At 29.8% G+C, this 18,476-nt stretch carries 14 protein-coding genes and 1 pseudogene; 5 read left to right on the plus strand and 10 right to left on the minus strand.

Going from position 1 to position 18,476, the window contains the following annotated elements; all coding sequences use genetic code 11:
- The first annotated feature begins 140 nt into the window (after nt 1-140).
- Both FP421_RS07585 and FP421_RS07590 read left to right on the plus strand, forming a co-directional pair.
- Nucleotides 141-500, plus strand: a complete 360-nt coding sequence (locus FP421_RS07585) for a BlaI/MecI/CopY family transcriptional regulator (RefSeq protein WP_159949247.1) — start codon at nt 141-143, stop codon at nt 498-500.
- A gap of 2 nt (nt 501-502) precedes the next feature.
- On the plus strand, nt 503-2,488 hold the full coding sequence (locus FP421_RS07590; RefSeq protein ID WP_159949249.1) for a M56 family metallopeptidase: 1,986 nt from the start codon (nt 503-505) through the stop codon (nt 2,486-2,488).
- 306 nt (nt 2,489-2,794) lie between these two features.
- On the opposite strand, the gene FP421_RS07595 is transcribed toward FP421_RS07590, so the two are convergent.
- The 6 genes from FP421_RS07595 to FP421_RS07620 form a co-directional block, all read right to left on the minus strand.
- On the minus strand, nt 2,795-3,004 hold the full coding sequence (locus tag FP421_RS07595; protein WP_159949251.1) for a YgaP family membrane protein: 210 nt from the start codon (nt 3,002-3,004) through the stop codon (nt 2,795-2,797).
- Nucleotides 3,005-3,022: 18 nt separating this feature from the next.
- Entirely contained in the window at nt 3,023-3,325 is a 303-nt protein-coding gene (locus tag FP421_RS07600) for a hypothetical protein (protein ID WP_159949253.1), read from the minus strand.
- A gap of 8 nt (nt 3,326-3,333) precedes the next feature.
- Nucleotides 3,334-6,528 carry an efflux RND transporter permease subunit gene (locus FP421_RS07605; protein ID WP_159949255.1) on the minus strand — a complete coding sequence of 1,065 codons (3,195 nt, stop codon included), beginning with the start codon at nt 6,526-6,528 and terminating at the stop codon, nt 3,334-3,336.
- Nucleotides 6,529-6,637: 109 nt separating this feature from the next.
- A complete protein-coding gene (locus FP421_RS07610) occupies nt 6,638-7,717 on the minus strand; it encodes an efflux RND transporter periplasmic adaptor subunit (protein WP_159949257.1) in 1,080 nt (359 codons plus the stop codon).
- Between the two features lie 52 nt (nt 7,718-7,769).
- Complete coding sequence (locus FP421_RS07615; RefSeq protein ID WP_159949259.1) at nt 7,770-9,080, minus strand: TolC family protein; 1,311 nt, start codon at nt 9,078-9,080, stop codon at nt 7,770-7,772.
- 126 nt (nt 9,081-9,206) lie between these two features.
- Nucleotides 9,207-9,839, minus strand: a complete 633-nt coding sequence (locus tag FP421_RS07620; protein ID WP_159949261.1) for a DUF2202 domain-containing protein — start codon at nt 9,837-9,839, stop codon at nt 9,207-9,209.
- Nucleotides 9,840-10,045: 206 nt separating this feature from the next.
- On the opposite strand from FP421_RS07620, the gene FP421_RS07625 reads away from it, so the two are divergent.
- Both FP421_RS07625 and FP421_RS07630 read left to right on the plus strand, forming a co-directional pair.
- Complete coding sequence (locus FP421_RS07625; RefSeq protein WP_159949263.1) at nt 10,046-10,363, plus strand: hypothetical protein; 318 nt, start codon at nt 10,046-10,048, stop codon at nt 10,361-10,363.
- A gap of 74 nt (nt 10,364-10,437) precedes the next feature.
- Complete coding sequence (locus FP421_RS07630; protein WP_159949265.1) at nt 10,438-12,522, plus strand: TonB-dependent receptor domain-containing protein; 2,085 nt, start codon at nt 10,438-10,440, stop codon at nt 12,520-12,522.
- An 86-nt stretch (nt 12,523-12,608) separates the two neighbouring features.
- On the opposite strand, the gene FP421_RS07635 is transcribed toward FP421_RS07630, so the two are convergent.
- The 4 genes and pseudogenes from FP421_RS07635 to FP421_RS07650 form a co-directional block, all read right to left on the minus strand.
- Complete coding sequence (locus FP421_RS07635; protein ID WP_159949267.1) at nt 12,609-14,219, minus strand: T9SS type A sorting domain-containing protein; 1,611 nt, start codon at nt 14,217-14,219, stop codon at nt 12,609-12,611.
- Nucleotides 14,220-14,336: 117 nt separating this feature from the next.
- Complete coding sequence (cydB, locus tag FP421_RS07640; RefSeq protein WP_159949269.1) at nt 14,337-15,383, minus strand: cytochrome d ubiquinol oxidase subunit II; 1,047 nt, start codon at nt 15,381-15,383, stop codon at nt 14,337-14,339.
- A gap of 1 nt (nt 15,384) precedes the next feature.
- A pseudogene (locus FP421_RS07645) lies at nt 15,385-16,732 on the minus strand (cytochrome ubiquinol oxidase subunit I).
- A gap of 61 nt (nt 16,733-16,793) precedes the next feature.
- Entirely contained in the window at nt 16,794-17,375 is a 582-nt protein-coding gene (locus FP421_RS07650; RefSeq protein ID WP_159949914.1) for a methyltransferase domain-containing protein, read from the minus strand.
- A gap of 104 nt (nt 17,376-17,479) precedes the next feature.
- Between FP421_RS07650 and nadA the strand changes: the two genes are divergently transcribed.
- Nucleotides 17,480-18,475 (plus strand): quinolinate synthase NadA, encoded by a 996-nt coding sequence (nadA, locus tag FP421_RS07655; RefSeq protein WP_159949271.1) that lies wholly within the window; start codon nt 17,480-17,482, stop codon nt 18,473-18,475.
- Nucleotide 18,476: the final 1 nt, after the last annotated feature.

Here is an 18,476-nt window from a genome sequence, read left to right on the forward strand (position 1 = left end):
TTTTTTACTTTTTAAAATCTATTTTAAATTGAAAAACTTCCTTGTAAAACTTAAATTATAGTTAAATAACTATAATTTAAGTTGTATAACTATAAAAATAGTTATACGTTTGTAGTGCTTTTAATAATTATCAATTTAAAATGGAAAAACTAACGAACAAAGAAGAAGAAATTATGCACGTTTTATGGAAGCTAAAAAAAGCTTTTGTAAAAGATGTTTTAGCAGCAATTAAAACAGACAAACCTCATTACAACACACTTTCTACAATTATTAGAAAACTAGAAGAAAAAGGCTATGTTGGTTACACAGCTTATGGAAAAACACATCAATATTTTCCTATTGTGTCTCTAGAAAATTATAGAAAAAAATTTATGAATACAGCTATTAACAACTATTTTAATAGCTCTTATAAAAATATGGTATCTTTTTTTGCGAAGGAAGAAAAAATTAGTGTGGAAGAGCTTAAAGAGATTATTGCTTTAATTGAACAAAAAAAATAATTATGGAATATTTTTTTAAAGCAAGTTTAATAACGGCAATTTTGTATTTGTTTTACAAAATAGTATTACAAAACGATACGTTTTTTCAGTTTAATAGAATTTTCTTATTCGTAGGAGTTTTTGCAATATTTTTAATTCCTTTCATTACAATTCCTATTTATATAGAATATACTCCAGAATTTACAACAAATTCTTTTGCTGAAACTTCATTCATTCCTATAACGACAGAACATATAGAACAGCCTTTTCAGATAATAAATTATATACCTTCTATTTATCTACTTGGTGTTTTAGGATTTTCTATTCGTCTTGTGCTTCAATTCGTATCCCTAATTCGTGTCACCAAACAAAACATATCTATAAAACAAGACGGTTTTACAATTATAAAAACAAATGAAAATATATTACCATTTTCGTTTTTTAAATGGATTGTATACAATTCTACAATGTTTAGCAAAGTAGAATTAGCGCATATTTTAAAACACGAAAAAGCACATGTTAAAGAACTACATTCTATAGATATCATCTTAACACAACTCTCTTGTGTAGTCTTTTGGTTTAACCCTTTTATGTGGTTGTATGCTAAAGCTGTAAAAGAAAACTTAGAATTTATTGCTGATGAAAATGCAATTAAGAATACAAACTGTAAAAAAAATTATCAATATACTTTACTTAAAACGAGTATCAAAAATAAACAGTTGGCGATATCCAATAGCTTTTATAAATCACCCATAAAAAAACGAATTGTTATGTTACAAAAAACTAAATCTAAAAAAATTAACCAACTAAAATATGCGCTGGTAATTCCTGTATTAGCTCTTTTTCTTATGAATTTTAATAAAGAAGAGGTTTATGTTGAAAAGGAAATAGAAAAAAATATTCCAGAATACAATCAGGAATCTTTTATCATAAGAAGTTATGATACTGATGCAGCTTTAAAAAGAATTAAAAATTCTTTAAAAAAGAAAGGAATGGATGCCAAAATCACAGGCGTTAAAAGAAACAATAATGGAGAAATTATTGCTATTAAAATTAATGTAAAATCTAAAAGTGGTAGTACAGTAAATTATAGTCAAAATAATAACAAACCTATTGAATCAATCGAAATAACCTCTTACACAGATGAAAATGGACTTAAAATTGGTCCTCATAGAAAGAGCAACAATTCCAAAAAAATAAACAAATCTAGTGATAAGACAACATCGCTTTTAGTAATTGAATTATTAGAAAGGTATAAAGGTTCTGCTTTTTTTTTAGACGGAAAAAAAATTACAGAAAAAAAATTACAAAAAATAAATGAAGTTGATATACATTCTATATCAGTATTAACTGGAGAATCTACTAAAGTATTTGGCCAAAAAGGAAAAAATGGGGTCGTACTTATAAACACCAAAGAAAAATTCATAGAAATTATTTTCAATAAAAACACAACTTTAGAAAAACTAAAAGCACAAAGTAAGTCTTTAAAAGAAAATTATAATATTGGTTTTGATTTTGAAATCATAAATAAAAATGGTGAGGTTGCAGATTTTAAATATCTATTTGACAATGGAGAGCATAAGCAAGAAGCAATCTTTGAAAGAATATATCCATTTACCACAATGAGAGAAACTAATTCTTTAATTTTAAAATACGATTTAAAAACTAAATCACTCTCTATGTATACTATTATTGATAATACGTTTGGAGAAGAACACAAATTAAATTTTTTCAGCAACAGTTTATTTTATATAAATGATAAAGACACGAATGAAATATTAGAAAAACAAAAAAAATCAATAAAAGAAAAAGGAGTAATTATCGAGTTTTTAGATATCAAACGTGATACAAATAACAGAATTACAGAAATTAAAATTAATGCACAAACTAAAGACTCGAAATCATCTTATAACTACAAATTAGATGGAAAGAATTTTAATGGAATATCAATAAGCTTTTATTCAAACGGTAATGGTTTAGAAATTAAACCTGTGTTAAATACGTTTTAATTTAAGAAGCTTTTTGCAACAAAATGTGAGGGCATCGCTTACAGTTGATGCCCTTTTTTTGATACTTTTTACAGCATTTACTTTTTGGTTTTATACAATTAGACGAACAAACACTATCGCAAACTGAAGTGTTTGTCATTGTAATTGTTGGCTTATTATCAGTATAAAATATAATCATTATTATAAAATATACTGCAAATATAAATGTTTATTTAGAATAAATAAAAATAAAAAGTTGTTAAAATTAAAAAGAGGTTTCTTCTTAAAATGAAGAAAACCTCTTTTTTTGAGTTGGAGAACAGTTATTTAACAAGAAGAGCAAGAAGCACTTTCTTTTTTTACACCAAGTTTAACTAAAATAGTTTCTAACAAACACCATTTTGTAAATGCAGATTGTATCATATTTACACCAATAAAGACACCAAACCACAACCAATTTATGCTCACAAAGTAAGATAAGCTTACCATTAATAAAACCATAAACCCTACTATTACTCTAAAATACGTATTTAACATTTTCTTATTTTTTTATTATTATATAAATCTTTCAATGGGCAACACCACTCCTTTTACAGGGTTATTGGTTTCCATGTTTTTATTAAAATCTTCAATTAAATTGAACAATACATCAATATGTTCATCATCTGTAAAAGAGAAAAACAACGTGGAATCATTACCATTTTTTCCTGCTGAAAACCAATTGGAAGAAATTTCTGAAGGAATATTTTTAAACCCATTAATTTCTGTGATACTTAAATTTTCTATCGCTGCTTTTTTAAAGATTTTTAAAATAGCTGCCTGAAATTCTTCTACTGCTGTTACGAATACTAATTTCATCTGATTATTTATTTATAATTCTTTTTTTCAATCATATAATACACCAATGGCACTACTAATAAAGTTAGCACTGTAGATACTATGGTTCCTCCCATTAAAGAGATTGCCAATCCTTGAAAAATGGGATCAAATAAGATTACAAAGGCTCCAATTACTACAGTTCCTGCGGTTAATAAAATTGGTGTTGTTCTAACTGCTCCAGCTTCTATGGCTGCTTGTTTTAACGGAATTCCTTCTGCTAACCTTAGGTTGATAAAATCAATCAGTAAAACAGAGTTTCTTACCATAATTCCTGCTAAAGCAATCATTCCAATAAAAGAAGTTGCTGTAAAAAAGGCACCCATCATCCAGTGTCCTAAAATAATTCCAATTAAGGATAAAGGTACAGCAACCATCATTACAACAGGTGCTTTAAAGTTTTGAAACCAGCCTACAATTAAAATGTAAATTAGAATTAATGCTCCTAAAAAGGCGATTCCTAAATCTCTAAAAACTTCTAAAGTAATTTGCCATTCTCCATCCCATTTTACTGTAAAATCGTCTTCAAAATCTGGTTGACCTAAATACATTTCATTTAATTGATAACCTTCTGGAAGTTTAATTTCTTTCAATTTCTTTTCCATTCCTAAAATTGCGTATGCAGGACTTTCTAATTCACCAGCCATATCTGCCAACACATACACCACTCTTTTCTGGTTTTTTCTGTAGATGCTTTTTGCGGAATTGGTTTCTATAATTTCAACCAAATCTGCAATAGGAATCATGTTTCCTTGTTTCGATTTTACTTTTAGTTGAGAAATATCAGAAATGGTAGATTTTTCTTTTTCATCTAAACTCAACACCAAACCAACTTGATGTACTGAAGCTTCATCATATAAATTGGTGATTGGTCTATTAGATAAAGCCATATTCATGGTATAAGCAATTTGCTGTGGTGCAACTCCATACAACATGGCTTTTTCTCTATTAATTTCAAATTGATATTCTTTTTGATTGGCTTCTACCATCCAATCAATATCAACCACATCATCTGTATTTTTTAGAATGTTTTGAACATCGTTTGCAATTCTAATTTGCTCATTATAATCTGGCCCATAAACTTCTGCAACAATGGTTGATAAAACTGGTGGTCCAGGTGGAACCTCTACCAACTTTACATTGGCATTGTATTTTAATGCAATTTTCTGAATTTCTGGTCGTAATAATTTTGCAATTCCATGACTTTGAATAGAGCGTTCTCCTTTATCAACTAAATTCACTTGAATATCTGCCATATTAGAGCCACCACGTAAATCGTAATGACGTACCAAACCATTAAATGTAATGGGTGCAGAAGTACCAATATAGTTTTGGTAATTCACCACTTCTGGTCTTGTGGCTAAATATTGTGCAATTTCTTGGGTAACTACTGCTGTTCTTTCTAAAGTAGTTCCTTCTGGCATATCAATAACCACTTGAAACTCATTTTTGTTATCAAAAGGCAGCATTTTTACTGCTACAGAATTGGTTAAAAACAAGCCCATTGTTACTATTAACACAAAGAATGTTCCTCCTAAAAATAACCACCTTTTGGTTTTACTTTCTAATAATGGTCTTTCTAACTTGCTATAAATTCTATAAATTAAAGTTTCTTCTAAAGGCTTTTCAGCTTTCTTTTCTGCGCCGTTTTTATCTTTTTCTCTTAAGAAAATATATCCTAAATAAGGTGTAATGGTTAACGCTACAAATAATGATAAAATCATTGCAATAGAAGCTCCAATTGGCATTGGTGCCATATAAGGCCCCATTAAACCAGATACAAAAGCCATTGGCAACACAGAAGCAATTACTGTAAAGGTTGCTAAAATGGTTGGGTTACCCACTTCGTTAATGGCATACAAAGCCGCTTGTTTAAATGGCAAGCGTTTCATTTTAAAATGCCTGTGCATATTTTCGGCGATAATAATGGAATCATCAACTACAATACCTGTTACAAAAACCAGTGCAAACAACGTAATTCTGTTTAAGGTGTAATCTAGCATATAATAGCTCAACAACGTTAATGCAAACGTAATGGGCACAGATAAAAATACCACCAAACCACCTCTCCAGCCCATAGCTAGCATTACCACTAAAGTTACTGCAAAGATAGAACCAATAAGGTGTAACAATAATTCTGATACTTTATGAGAAGCAGTTTCGCCATAATTTCTTGTTACTTCTACATGAACATCATCAGGAATTAAAGTAGTTCTTAAATGTTCTACTTTATCAATAATTACCTCAGCAATTTTCATAGCATCAGCCCCTTTTCTTTTGGCTACAGAAATAGTTACTGCAGGATATTCAGATTTGTAAGTTGTAGATTTATCACTTGCTTTTCCAAACCCTAAAGACACGTAATTTTGTGGAATTTCTGGTCCGTCAATAATATTTGCAATTTGTTTTAAATAAATTGGCTGATTTTGTTTTACACCCACCACTAAATTCTCCACATCTTTTTTAGAGGCTAAAAACTTTCCTGTTTTTACTAAAAACTCGGTATCATTTTTATCAAAACTTCCAGCACTTAATTGCGTGTTATTGGCTTTTATCATTTTAGAAACAGATAAGAAATCTAATCCGCTTGCGGCTAATTTATCCTTGTCTAAAACAACGCGTAATTGTCTGTTTCTTCCCCCAATTTTATGGGTAATCGAAACATCATTTACTTTTTTAATTTCACTTTCTAATTCTTGCGCCATTTGCCCAAGCTGAAAATCGTTATAATTTTCACTCCACAAGGTTAAACCCAACATAGGTACATCATCAATAGCACGTGTTTTTACTAATGGAAACGTAACGCCTTGTGGCATTTGGTCCATGTGTTTGTTAATTTCATTGTACAACTTTACAAACGAACGCTCAATATCTTCGCCCACATAAAATTGCACAATTACCATGGCTTTTTCGTTCATCGAGGTCGAATACACATACTCTACACCTTTGATATTCGAAATTAATTTCTCTAAAGGTTTTACCACTCTAGACTCTACTTCTGTAGGACTTGCACCTGGATAACCCACAAAAATATCTGCCATTGGCACATCTATTTGTGGCTCTTCTTCACGCGGAATTAAAAACGAACTATACACACCAATGACCATAAAAACAATCATTAGCAACACCGTTAATTTAGAACCGATAAAGACTTTTGCAATTTTTCCTGCTAAACCTTCTTTCATATTGTTTATTTTTTTGGGCGTTTTAACAGGCTATCCGTTTCAATCTTTTTTTGCCATATATGGCAGCAAAAAAAGGATTTCCACTACTATCCTTAACGCGACTTTTTAATTATTGAATTGAAATTTTTGCTCCGTTAAATAATTTTCCATCAGCAGAAATGATATAAGATTCTGATGCTGATAAACCAGATAAAACCTCAACTTTATCTCCATACATTCTTCCTAAACGTAACCAACGTAACAAAGCTGTATTGCTTTGGCTTGTGGTATACACGCCAGATAATTGTCCGTTTTTAACAATAGCATCTGTAGGAATTAAAACCATTGCTGATTTTACATTTTGCGAAACAGGAAACTGAATTGTTGTAAACATTCCTGATAAAATGTTTGCGTCTGTTTTTTCTAAATCTACTTTTACCAAATACTGCCCACCTGTATTTTTAGCAGATGTACTAACTTCTGTAACTTTTCCTTTAATGGTTTTATAAATAGATTTTACCAAAACATTTACAGTTATTCCTTTTTTAATGTTAGAAATTTCTGTTTCTGGCACCATTGCCATTACTTCAAACTTTTTTGGAGTTTCTAAGCTAATTAAAGGCATTCCTGGATTTGCCATATCTCCATTTTCTACATTTTTACTGGTAATTACACCACTAAAAGGAGCAGTAATATTAGAATATGCAAACTGAGCATTAATTTCGTTTTTCATTTGTTTGGCAGACTCTAAACCTGCTTTTGCCATTTTGTAATTGGCAGTCATATCATCCATTTCTTTTTGGGTAATACTATTGCTAGCAAACAAATTTTTAAAACGTTTGTAATTTTTTTCAGCATTTGTAAAAGCAGTTTTAGCTTGTGTAATGCCTGCATCTATTTGTGCTTTTTTAGCTTGTAAATCTGCATTGTTAATAGCCACTAATAATTGACCTTTTTTAACTTTATCGCCTACATTTACATACACTTTTTTTACATAACCCATCATTCTTGTACTTAAATCTGCACTATTTGTAGCTTGTATTTTTCCACTTACAGATAAAAAAGGATTGTTAGCATTTAGCTGAACTTTAGCAACTTTTACATGGATTGTTGGTGAATTATCTTGTGCTACTTTTTTGTCTTCACTACCACAGCTTGTAACAAATATTGATAAAGCAATTAGTGTAATTATATTAATGTATTTTTTCATTTTTTCTGTTTTATTGTTTTTTTGACTGTATACTGAAACTGTATAATGACTTCTATTCTTTCGTTAAAAATTCTAAATATTTTTGAGTATAATTATATTCAAATATGGTTTGGTAATACTCTAATTGTTTTTGTGCAAATTGGGTTTCTGCTTGTAATAAGTCAGAAGTTTTTTCTAAACCTTCTTTAAATCTGTTTTTACGGATTCTTAAAGATTCTTTAGATTGTTGCACTGCTAATGCTGTTAGTTCTAATTTGTTTTTAGCATCTATTAACTGACGCTTTACTTTATTTAATTCTAAATTACTTTGAGATACATATTGATTGTAAGCTAACTTAGATTTTTCGAATTCTGCTTTACTTTTTTGTGCTTTTCCAAAACGTTTAGAGCCTTTAAAAATATCCCAGCTTAATTGTGCACCAATTAAGTATCCACTTGCATTTCCTTGAAAAATGGTATTGTCATACATTTCATAACTTCCAAAAGCATTTAAACGTGGTAAAAAAGACATTTTATCGGCTTTATTCATTGCCTCATAAGCTTTGGTAGAAAGTTGCATTGCTTTAATATCAGATCTGTTTTCTGAAATCGTTTTGTTATCCATAGAAAAATTAGAAACCGTTAAACTATCTGTGGGTTTGTATATTACATAGCGCTCATCATTCATTAAAAAAGACAAATAATTAGACGCATTTTGTACGTTGCTTTTTGCTGTTTGCAACTGATTTTTAATTTCTGTAACACGCACTTCTACATTTAATACATCTGCACGTTGTAAATACCCTTGTTGAAAACTGTTTTCTGCTAACTTTTTGTTTTCATTTGCTGTCTGTAAAGCTTTTTCTAGAACTTGCTCTCCTTTATAAGCCAATTGCAATTGCATGTATGCTTTTTCTACTTCAAAAAACAAATAATCTTCTGTTCTTTGCGATTGTAAAGACATGGCATCCATTTTAGATTTGGCAGCTTTTCTTTGATAAACTCCGTCTAAATTAATTAGAGGTTGTTCTACTTTTATAACAGTTGTAAAATTCTGAGTTTGTTCTGGGTTGTTTAACAATGCAGGATTAAAATCGTTCTGAGTTAAAATACCTTGATTTAACTTAGAACCAAATGCCATTAACGGATTTGTAGTGGAAATTCCGGTATGAGTTGCTGTAATATTTGGTAAAAAAACAGCATTGGTTTGTTTGTAATCTGCTTTGGCAGCATTAAACGACTCTTTAGAAATTTTTAAAGATAAATTTTGATCAGAAATTTTAGACAAAACCTCAGACTTATCTATCGAAATTATTTCTTGCGCTCCTAATTGTTTAGAAAACAATAACACAATTATAAGTATGCTTTTTACTATTTTTTTCATGTATTCTATTTTAACACTGCAAAACTAAATCGAATAAAATGTTTTTTTAGTAACATTAGTTACCAAACAAAAAGCACTTAAATCATAGAGATTTAAGTGCTTTCTAACCAAACTGAAAACTAAAATTTAATTACATTGCTCTTGACTACTATTTAATATCGCATCAAAGGCGTCTTGAGTTATAAATTGAGGTGTGTAAGTGCCTCCATTTTTTTCTAAGCCTTTCATAAAACTTCTTAAGTGATTTCTAGACCCACATATTAAATTTTGATATACATTTATTAAGGTATTATTTTTAGTAAGAGAGACATAGTTTTCTAAATCTTTTATATCTAAATCTTCTATAGTTGCACCAATTTTTAATGCATTTATAACACTTTTTGCACCATCTTCTTTAAATGTATCGTAATGCGCTTGTAATTCTTTATTATTAAAAACTCCTTCTGGCAAAATAGTGTAAGAAATCTCGTTTTGTTTTAATAAATTTTCAATAGCATCCATATGCGTTTGTTCGCTTTTTTTAATGTTTGCAAACTGATTTAAACCCCATTTTTCATATAGAATACTATAAGTGTCTCTTGCTAATTTTTCTTCTTCTAACATAAACAATAATGCATCAGCGTCTTCTTGTAAAATTGTTATATTTTCTTCAATTTTATCTCCAATGAATTCGTCTTCTGAATCATTAGAACATGCATTTGTAGAGATTATCAATATGATAAACGTAAATATGTACTGTATTTTTAGTATTGTTTTCATAATTTTTAATATTTAAAATTCTTTGTATAAAGGTATTACGAAAAAGAGAATCTATAAGTAACCTAAGTAACACGGATATGTTATTTTTGAAGCCTATATTTGTACTGTTATAACTTTAATACAAAACGTTACTTCTGTTGGTTTTTCTTTCTAAAAATAAAACCTTTTTCTATGCTATTTTTTTAAGCAGTCTTGTATTATATAATATGTTAAGGGTTTCTTTTACCTATATATACTATACTATAGATCCTATTGGTTTTATTGAAGAGTTGTGTGAAAATAAAGACCAACCCCAATTGCAATGTAATGGTAAATGTCATTTAAAAAAAGTTACAGAAAGTAGTAAAAGTTCAGAAGAAGTTCCTCTTCAAATCATTGATTTTAAAGATATTTTACTTCATCAAAACTCAGCTTTAGCAATAGATTTTAAGATAAAACCAACCACCAAAAAAGGTGTTTTTGGTTATCAAAATTATTACAAATACTTAGTTAGCAATTCTAGTTTCCATCCACCACGAGTTTAGTTTTTTTACTATTTAAAAAACCTCTTATTAAGTAATAAGAGTGTACAATCTTATAAAAAACTAAAAATTTAAAAATGAAAACAATTTTTAGTGTGCTTTTATGCGCACTTATTTCTACAGTTTCTTTTTCTCAAGACAAAAAAGAGACTAAAAAAGACACCCTAAAAAGAGTAAAACTAGATGAAGTAATTGTAACTGGGAAATTACAAAAAGACCCTATACATACCATTATTTCTAATAGATATGCTAAAAACGTTGTGCAACCAAAAAACGTGGCAGATTTATTTAATAACATCAATGGTTTTTCTGTAATCAAAAGAGGAAATTATGCTATTGATCCCTCTTTTAGAGGAAGCCAGTATGAACAATTAAATATACAATATGATGGAGGAACCAAAGCAATGCACGCTTGCCCAAACAGAATGGATCCTATTACAACGCATATTATTCCAGAAGAAATTTCTAAAATAGAAATTATAAAAGGACCTTATACAGTGCGTTATGGAGCTACTTTTGGTGGTATTGTAAATATGGTTTCTAAACAAACTAATTATTTAGAAAATGGCTTTCATGGTAAGTTTTCTTCGGGTTTTGAAACCAATGGAAATTCTACCGTAAATATGCTGCAATTACAGTATATTAAAGACAAATATGATGTGGTTGGTAATTTTGGTTACAGAGATTTTGGAAGTTATAAAGATGGTGATGGCACAGAAATTCCGTCTTCTTTTTTAAGTACAGATTATGGTGTAAAAGTGGGTTATAATTTTTCTGATGTTGAGCGTTTGCAATTTCATTGGAGACAATCTTTTGGACGTGATGTTTTACACGCAGGTTTGCCTATGGATACAGAGTATGACAATAGTAGCATTGCTTCTTTAGACTATAAAAAAACGAATTTATCAGGAAAATTAAATAGTATTTCTGCCAAAGCGTATTATAGTTATGTAGATCATTTAATGACAAATACCAACAGACCTTCTTTTATGATGATGGAAGCTTCTTCTGCTGTAGAAGCTACAACAATGGGTGGAAAAATAGAATTGAATTGGCAACCTACTAAAAATGTAGATATTTTTACAGGTGTAGATGTGATGCTTATTGCTAGAGATGGTGGAAGAACTCGTTTGGTAAAAGTAATGAACGGAAACATGCTACCAACTCCAAGAGAATTTAACGATAAAGTTTGGCAAGATTCTTACGTAAATGATTTTGGTTTATTTACAGAGGCAAAATGGTTACTTACAGAAAATACATTATTAACTGCTGGGGTAAGATATGATAAAATAATTTCTGACATTAAAGACCCAGAAACTGATTTTGCAGCATTGTATGATTTAGAGAAAAGAACAGAAAATAATATTAGCGGAACTGTTTCATTAAAAAAAATAGTTTCTAAAAACTTTACTCTGGAAGCTGCTTTTGGTAGAGGAGTTCGTTCTGCAAATATGATTGAGCGTTTTATCAATCACTTTACCATCAATCAAGATCCTTATGAATATATTGGAAATCCTGATTTAAAAGCAGAGGTGAACAATCAATTTGAAATTGGTTTTAAAGCAAAAAACACCAAAAACAGTATTAAATATGCTGCTTCTGTGTATTATTCTGATTTGCAAAACTTTATTGTGGGTATTGTAGATCCAACAAAAACCAGAAAGTTTATGCCAACTGCACAACCTGTAAACCCTAAAGTGTTTCAAAATTTAGACAACGCTTACAGAACAGGTTTTGAAGCTTCTTTTGAAACTGCAATTTTAACTGATTATTATTTTAAATCTGAAATGGCTTTTGTATATGCAAAAAATAAAGATTTAGATGAATCTTTACCTTTAACACCACCTTTTAATGCAAGATTAATTTTAGGAACAAATAAAGAAAAATACTGGGCAAATGTACAGTATAATATTACCAGTTCTCAAAATGAGATTGCACCAAGCTTTGGAGAAACAAGCACAGATGGTTACCAAACTGTTGATGTTCGTTTTGGATTTAAACCTTTTAAAAATGCAAATTTAGGTTTTGCTGCTATTAATGTTTTTGATAAAACGTATAACAATCATTTAAACTTTAGTTTTACCAATCAAGCTAATTTTGGTAGGGTTCCTATTACTGAACCTGGAAGGAATTTCACTGCTTTTTTTCAGTATAATTTTTAAACTATTCATAAAAAAGAGGGCTACAAAAAGCCCTCTTTTTTTATTAAACTTACCTTGCTATAAAATAACGAACAATCTTATTAAAACTATTTTTTAAGTAATTTTTGCCTAATGGTTTTGTTGTTATTTTTAAAAACCAATATATATTCACCAGAAGCTTCTTTAGTTAAATCTAAAGAAACTTTTTTTATTCCTATTGTATTTTTTAAAGTGATGGTCTTTATTTTTTTCCCTAAAATATCAAATATTTCTAAACTGCTTTTTTCTGTATTTGGTGTAAAAACCTCAATAGAAAAAAGACCTAGTGATGGGTTTGGATATACTTTTACATTATAAATATTGTCTAACTTAAGTGCAACCTCACTTGTATTTAATGTTGATTTTTTATCGATAAATACTTTAAAAGCTAAACTACTTGCAGAACTTTGCGAACCATCATTAATAAAAAAAATATTTTCTTGTGTACTTTCTATTCCTCCAAAAATATAACCAACTAATGTTTTGCCCTCTTGTAAATTATTCAAATCTACAATTTCATCTGATACATAATTAGTTTCATTATGCAATGGAATAAACTCTGCACCAGAACCTAAAAAGGTTGGCATTTCTATTCCTAAACTACTTTCTTCCATAGTGCCATCATTAAACCTAGATACTTTACTTATGGTTTTTACAAATGGTACATTATCATCTTGTATTAGATTGTTATTGGCATCTAATTTATATTGACTCATTCCTCCAAAAAACAAGGTGTGCATTGTATTATTTTCTTCATCAAAAACAGGAATTTTTGCACTATGATATTGACTTAAATATTGGTTAAAAGTAGTATTAACTGAATAACCAGAAGCTGTAACATCTACTGAATTTAACCAAGGTAAATTAGCTGTATGCTGAAAAACGCCACTAAACATGGTAAATCCTTCTGTACCATCTGGAAAAATTTGATAAGCCATATTGTAATCTCTTCTATGTAAATTATTAGTGTCTTGTTGCGCTGAATAATTTGCAATACTTAGGTTAGTACCATCATCATTGATTTGAAATGTTCTAATTTCATCAGTATATTTTTGAATAAATCCAGGTCCATTATTTGGTCCTTGCGGATTATATCTTCCTTCAAAATATTGACCACCACATAAATAAAATACATCGTTTAACAAGCCCAATTGCCCACCTGTTACAGCAAGATTTGTATCGGAAATTTGTCTAAAAAAAGACGTAATACTTGTATTATTTATAACTGCATTAGCTAAGCCATCAATATTTACTGCTGTTAATTTATCGTAAGTAATATGGTCATTTTGTGTGGCACTAAAACCATATCCACCAATAATATATAAAGTGTTTCCTCTTTGTATAAACTCTTGGTTTGTAGATTGTAATTGCTCAAATAATGACGCTGGTAAAACACTTATTGAAGTGCTCCAAGTTTGCTTTGTTACTGGATCTATTACAAATACATTTTTATTATTATCGTTTTCTAAAAAAGAAGCAAAAGGCTGTCTTTGATGTAAACCATCAATTCTACCACCGAAAATTACCCATTTCCCATCAGAAGTTTTTCCCCATGAAAATGAATGAACACTTGGCGCATTTGTAATTACTAATGGCTCTATTTGAACTGTAAATTGATCTTGAGATAAACTTGAACTTACTATTAAAATTGAGAATAGAAACGCGAATATTATTTTCATAATGCTAAAGTATTTTTGAATTTGATAAATTTATAAAAACAAATTCTTTATCAGCGCAACTTTTGTTACATAAAAAAGCACTCTAAAGGTGCTTTATAAACAATATAAATTGAATACTTAATAACTTGTATCATCTAATTTTACCTTACCATGAAATGTTTTGTACAAGAACAAAAAATACCCTGCCAAAAGTGGTGCACCTATAAGAACAATAGTTAGCATAATTCCTAGCGATTTTTGTGAAGAAGCTGCATTGTATATGGTAACACTAAATTTAGGATCTATTGTAGAAGGTAATAAAACAGGATACAATTGAAACGCGACTAACATTAATAAAAATGCCATTGTTAATGATGAAAATACCAGAGCATTCGCATATTTTTTCTTAGAAACCAATCTTGGTACGTTTGCAACCGCCAAAAATGCCAAAATAGGTAATATAAAAAATACAGGATTTTCTTTAAATTTATCAGTTACACCTGGCAAAAATACTAGTGTATATAATGAAGTAACAGCAAAAGAAATGATGAAAAAAATCATTCCTTTTTTAAGTAAAAACGTTAATCTTGCGTATAGGCGACCTTCTGTTTTTAACAATAAAAAAATGGCCCCTTGTGTCATAAAAATAGACAAAGTAGTAAATCCTACCATAATTGCATAAGGACTTAAAAAAGCAAAAAATATTCCACCTTTGTAGCTAAAATTTTCGCCAATTTCAAAGCCTTGCAATACATTTCCTAAAACTACACCTAATAAAAAAGCAATTAATGTGTTGGAAATAAAATAAATAATATCCCACGTTTTTCGCCACCAAATCATTTCTTCTGAACTTCTAAACTTTATAGCAGAAGAACGTAATACCAATAAAACCAAAAACAACATAAACGGAATATACATTGCAGATAACATGGTTGCATACATTACAGGAAAACCCGCAAACAAAGCACCACCACCAATTATTAACCATACTTGATTGGCATCCCATAGAGGACCAATGGCATTAATAGCAATTCGTCTGCTCAAATCTTTTTTTAAGAACAAATGCCAAGCTCCTGCACCATAATCAAAGCCTTCTAAAATTGCATATCCTGAAAATAGTAACCCAACCACTAAATACCAAAGTGTTGGATAATCGATCCCTAAAAACGTTTCTAACTCTACCATTTTATATAATTTTTAAATCGTTTTTAGCTTCATCATAAGGTCCATGTTTTATTTTTTTATTTAAAGAATACATAAATAAAAGAAATAATAGCGTGTAGACTACTAAAAATAAGATTAATGAGAAAAGAATTTGGTTTGATGATACCTCTTGAGAAAAGCCTTCATTGGTTCTTAAATGGCCATAAACAATCCAAGGTTGTCTACCCATTTCTGCAGCAAACCAACCCACTTGATTGGCTATTTGCGGTAAAATTACCGAGAACGCAAAAAATATGTAAAAGCCATCTTTTGTCGAATAATTTTCCTCTCCACCATAAAAAACTTGCATATAATGTTAATGCGATTAAAAACATTCCAATAGCAATCATAATATGATAAAACTGAAAAACAGCATTGACTTGACTTGGTCTATCTTCTTCAGGAAATGCATTTAAACCAGTAATGGGTGCTTCAAAATCTTGATGTACTAAAAAGGATAATCCACCAGGTAAAGCTAAACCTGTAACTTCTTGACTTTGGTTATCAACCCAACCAAAAAGATACAAATCTGCAGGTGCAGATTTCTCATAATGTCCTTCCATTGCTGCTAATTTTGCAGGTTGATTTTTGGCAACCCCATCAGCAGAACTATGTCCTGAAATTAATTGTGTTAAAGAAATGATGGTTGCTACAGCTAAAGCAATTTTAAATGCTTTTTTAGAAATTGTAGTATATCGTCCTTTTAAAAGATAATAGGCATGCACACTTAGCACCAAGAAAGCTCCAGCTAAAAAAGCTCCTTGCCAAACGTGAATAATTCTATCTACACTAGATGGATTGAATACCATTTCCCAAAAATCGGTAACTTCTGCTCTAGCATTTAAACCTTCTCCAACAATGTGGTAACCAGCAGGAGTTTGTTGCCAACTATTGGCTACAACAATCCAAACTGCAGAAAACATAGATCCTAAAAACACACCAATTGTAGAGATAAAATGTACTTTGGGTGACACTCTGTTCCATCCAAAAATTAAAATACCTAAAAAGGTACTTTCTAAACCAAATGCAAATAAACCTTCTGCTGCTAATGCACTACCAAAAATATCACCCACATATTTTGAATAAACAGACCAATTGGTACCAAATTCAAACTCCATAATAATTCCGGTAGCAACACCTATACCAAAAGTTATAGCGAATATTTTTAACCAAAAACGAGTTAAAACTTCATAATATTTATTACCCGTTTTTAAATATAAACCCTCCATAATTACCATAATTAAGCCTATTCCTATACTTAAAGGTGGATATATGTAATGAAAGGCAATGGTGAAGGCAAACTGAATTCTTGCTAATATTTCTGTATCCATAATAATGATTTAAAAATAGAGTAAATGTAAGATCTTACACCTGTTTTTAGTGTAACAAATATTACACTTTTTCAATTTTAACAAACAGCTCCATTCCCTGTCTATTTGGATAAGAATTATAACAAGGTTCCATTTGAATATTCTTAAAATAAGGTTGAAAATAGTTGAGATATTCCTCTTTGTTTCCGCCAAAAGGTGGATGATCTTCGTTTAAAACTGCATCAAAAAGTACACCTACTAATTTTCCTTTGGGTTTTAAAATAGCATTTATTTTGGTAGCATATTTTGCTCTTAATGTAGGGTTTATGGCACAGAAAAATGTTTGTTCGATAATCAAATCAAATTGATTGTCTAAATCAAAAAAATTAGCATGAATTAATTGAGATTCTGGAAAATCTGGGACTCTTAATTTTATATTTTTTAAAGGTTGTTTAGCAATGTCTACTACATAAACATTTTTAAATCCGTTTTTAAAAAAATACTCAGCCTCATAAGAATTTCCTCCTCCAGGAATCAATATTTTTTGTTCTTTGTTCTGTAATTGATCAAAATAATTTTTTAAAGGAGGAGATACTTCTCCTAAATCCCAACCAATTTTGTTTGTTTTGTACTTATTTGTCCAAAAATTTTCCGATAAATTCAACATTTCTTGCATTATAGTTATAATTTAATAGAATGACTTTAATCATTTTCCTACCAATAAAATAGAGTTTATATTTGTGTAATAGTTCAAATTAAACAATTTTTATGGAAACTTTAATCGCTGCTAAAGAAAAATTGAACGAAAAAGGGTTTTTAGATATCGAAACTCCTAACATTAACTACGTTGAAGAAATTCTTCGATTAAAGAAAGAGAAAAATGCAGTCTTATTAGCGCATTATTATCAAATTGATGAGATTCAAGAAATTGCAGATTTTGTTGGTGATAGTTTAGCTTTGGCACAACAAGCTGCCAAAACAGATGCAGATATGATTGTATTTGCTGGTGTGCATTTTATGGCAGAAACTGCTAAAATTTTAAATCCAACTAAAAAAGTTTTATTACCCGATTTATTGGCAGGTTGTTCCTTGGCAGATTCTTGTCCACCAGAAGAATTTTCTGCTTTTAAAGCAAAATACCCAAATCATGTTGTTGTAACTTACATTAATTGTTCTGCAGAAATTAAGGCTTTAAGCGATTATGTGTGTACCTCATCTAATGCTAGAAAAATAATTGATGCGATTCCTAAAGACCAACCCATTATTTTTGCTCCTGATAGAAATTTAGGTGATTATTTAAACAAAGAAACTGGAAGAGAAATGCTACTTTGGGATGGAGCATGTATGGTTCACGAAGCTTTTTCTATGGAAAAATTAATTGATTTGTACAAAGAACATCCAGATGCCGAATTGATTGCACATCCAGAATCTGAAGCACATATGCTAAAAGTTGCCAAATATATTGGCTCTACTTCTGGACTTTTAAATCATGTTAGAAACAGCGATAAAAATAAATTTATTGTAGCCACAGAAGCTGGTATATTGTTTCAAATGATGCAAGAAAACCCTGATAAAGAAATAATTCCTGCTCCTGCAAAAGAAGATAATACTTGCGCTTGCAGTGAATGTGCGTATATGAAAATGAATACGCTGAAAAAATTATACTTGTGTTTAAAACACGAATTACCAGATATTGAAGTAGATGCTGAATTGTGCCAAAAAGCTATTGTACCTATTCAAAGAATGTTAGAAATCTCTAAATAAC

Source organism: Polaribacter septentrionalilitoris (assembly GCF_009832745.1).
GTDB classification, from domain to species: Bacteria; Bacteroidota; Bacteroidia; order Flavobacteriales; family Flavobacteriaceae; genus Polaribacter; species Polaribacter septentrionalilitoris.

Coding starts and splice junctions, on each gene's coding strand:
- FP421_RS07585 (WP_159949247.1), top strand. CDS start 141: ATGGAAAAACTAACGAACAAAGAAGAAGAAATTATGCACGTTTTATGG.
- FP421_RS07590 (WP_159949249.1), top strand. CDS start 503: ATGGAATATTTTTTTAAAGCAAGTTTAATAACGGCAATTTTGTATTTG.
- FP421_RS07595 (WP_159949251.1), bottom strand. CDS start 3,004: ATGTTAAATACGTATTTTAGAGTAATAGTAGGGTTTATGGTTTTATTA.
- FP421_RS07600 (WP_159949253.1), bottom strand. CDS start 3,325: ATGAAATTAGTATTCGTAACAGCAGTAGAAGAATTTCAGGCAGCTATT.
- FP421_RS07605 (WP_159949255.1), bottom strand. CDS start 6,528: ATGAAAGAAGGTTTAGCAGGAAAAATTGCAAAAGTCTTTATCGGTTCT.
- FP421_RS07610 (WP_159949257.1), bottom strand. CDS start 7,717: ATGAAAAAATACATTAATATAATTACACTAATTGCTTTATCAATATTT.
- FP421_RS07615 (WP_159949259.1), bottom strand. CDS start 9,080: ATGAAAAAAATAGTAAAAAGCATACTTATAATTGTGTTATTGTTTTCT.
- FP421_RS07620 (WP_159949261.1), bottom strand. CDS start 9,839: ATGAAAACAATACTAAAAATACAGTACATATTTACGTTTATCATATTG.
- FP421_RS07625 (WP_159949263.1), top strand. CDS start 10,046: ATGTTAAGGGTTTCTTTTACCTATATATACTATACTATAGATCCTATT.
- FP421_RS07630 (WP_159949265.1), top strand. CDS start 10,438: ATGAAAACAATTTTTAGTGTGCTTTTATGCGCACTTATTTCTACAGTT.
- FP421_RS07635 (WP_159949267.1), bottom strand. CDS start 14,219: ATGAAAATAATATTCGCGTTTCTATTCTCAATTTTAATAGTAAGTTCA.
- cydB (WP_159949269.1), bottom strand. CDS start 15,383: ATGGTAGAGTTAGAAACGTTTTTAGGGATCGATTATCCAACACTTTGG.
- nadA (WP_159949271.1), top strand. CDS start 17,480: ATGGAAACTTTAATCGCTGCTAAAGAAAAATTGAACGAAAAAGGGTTT.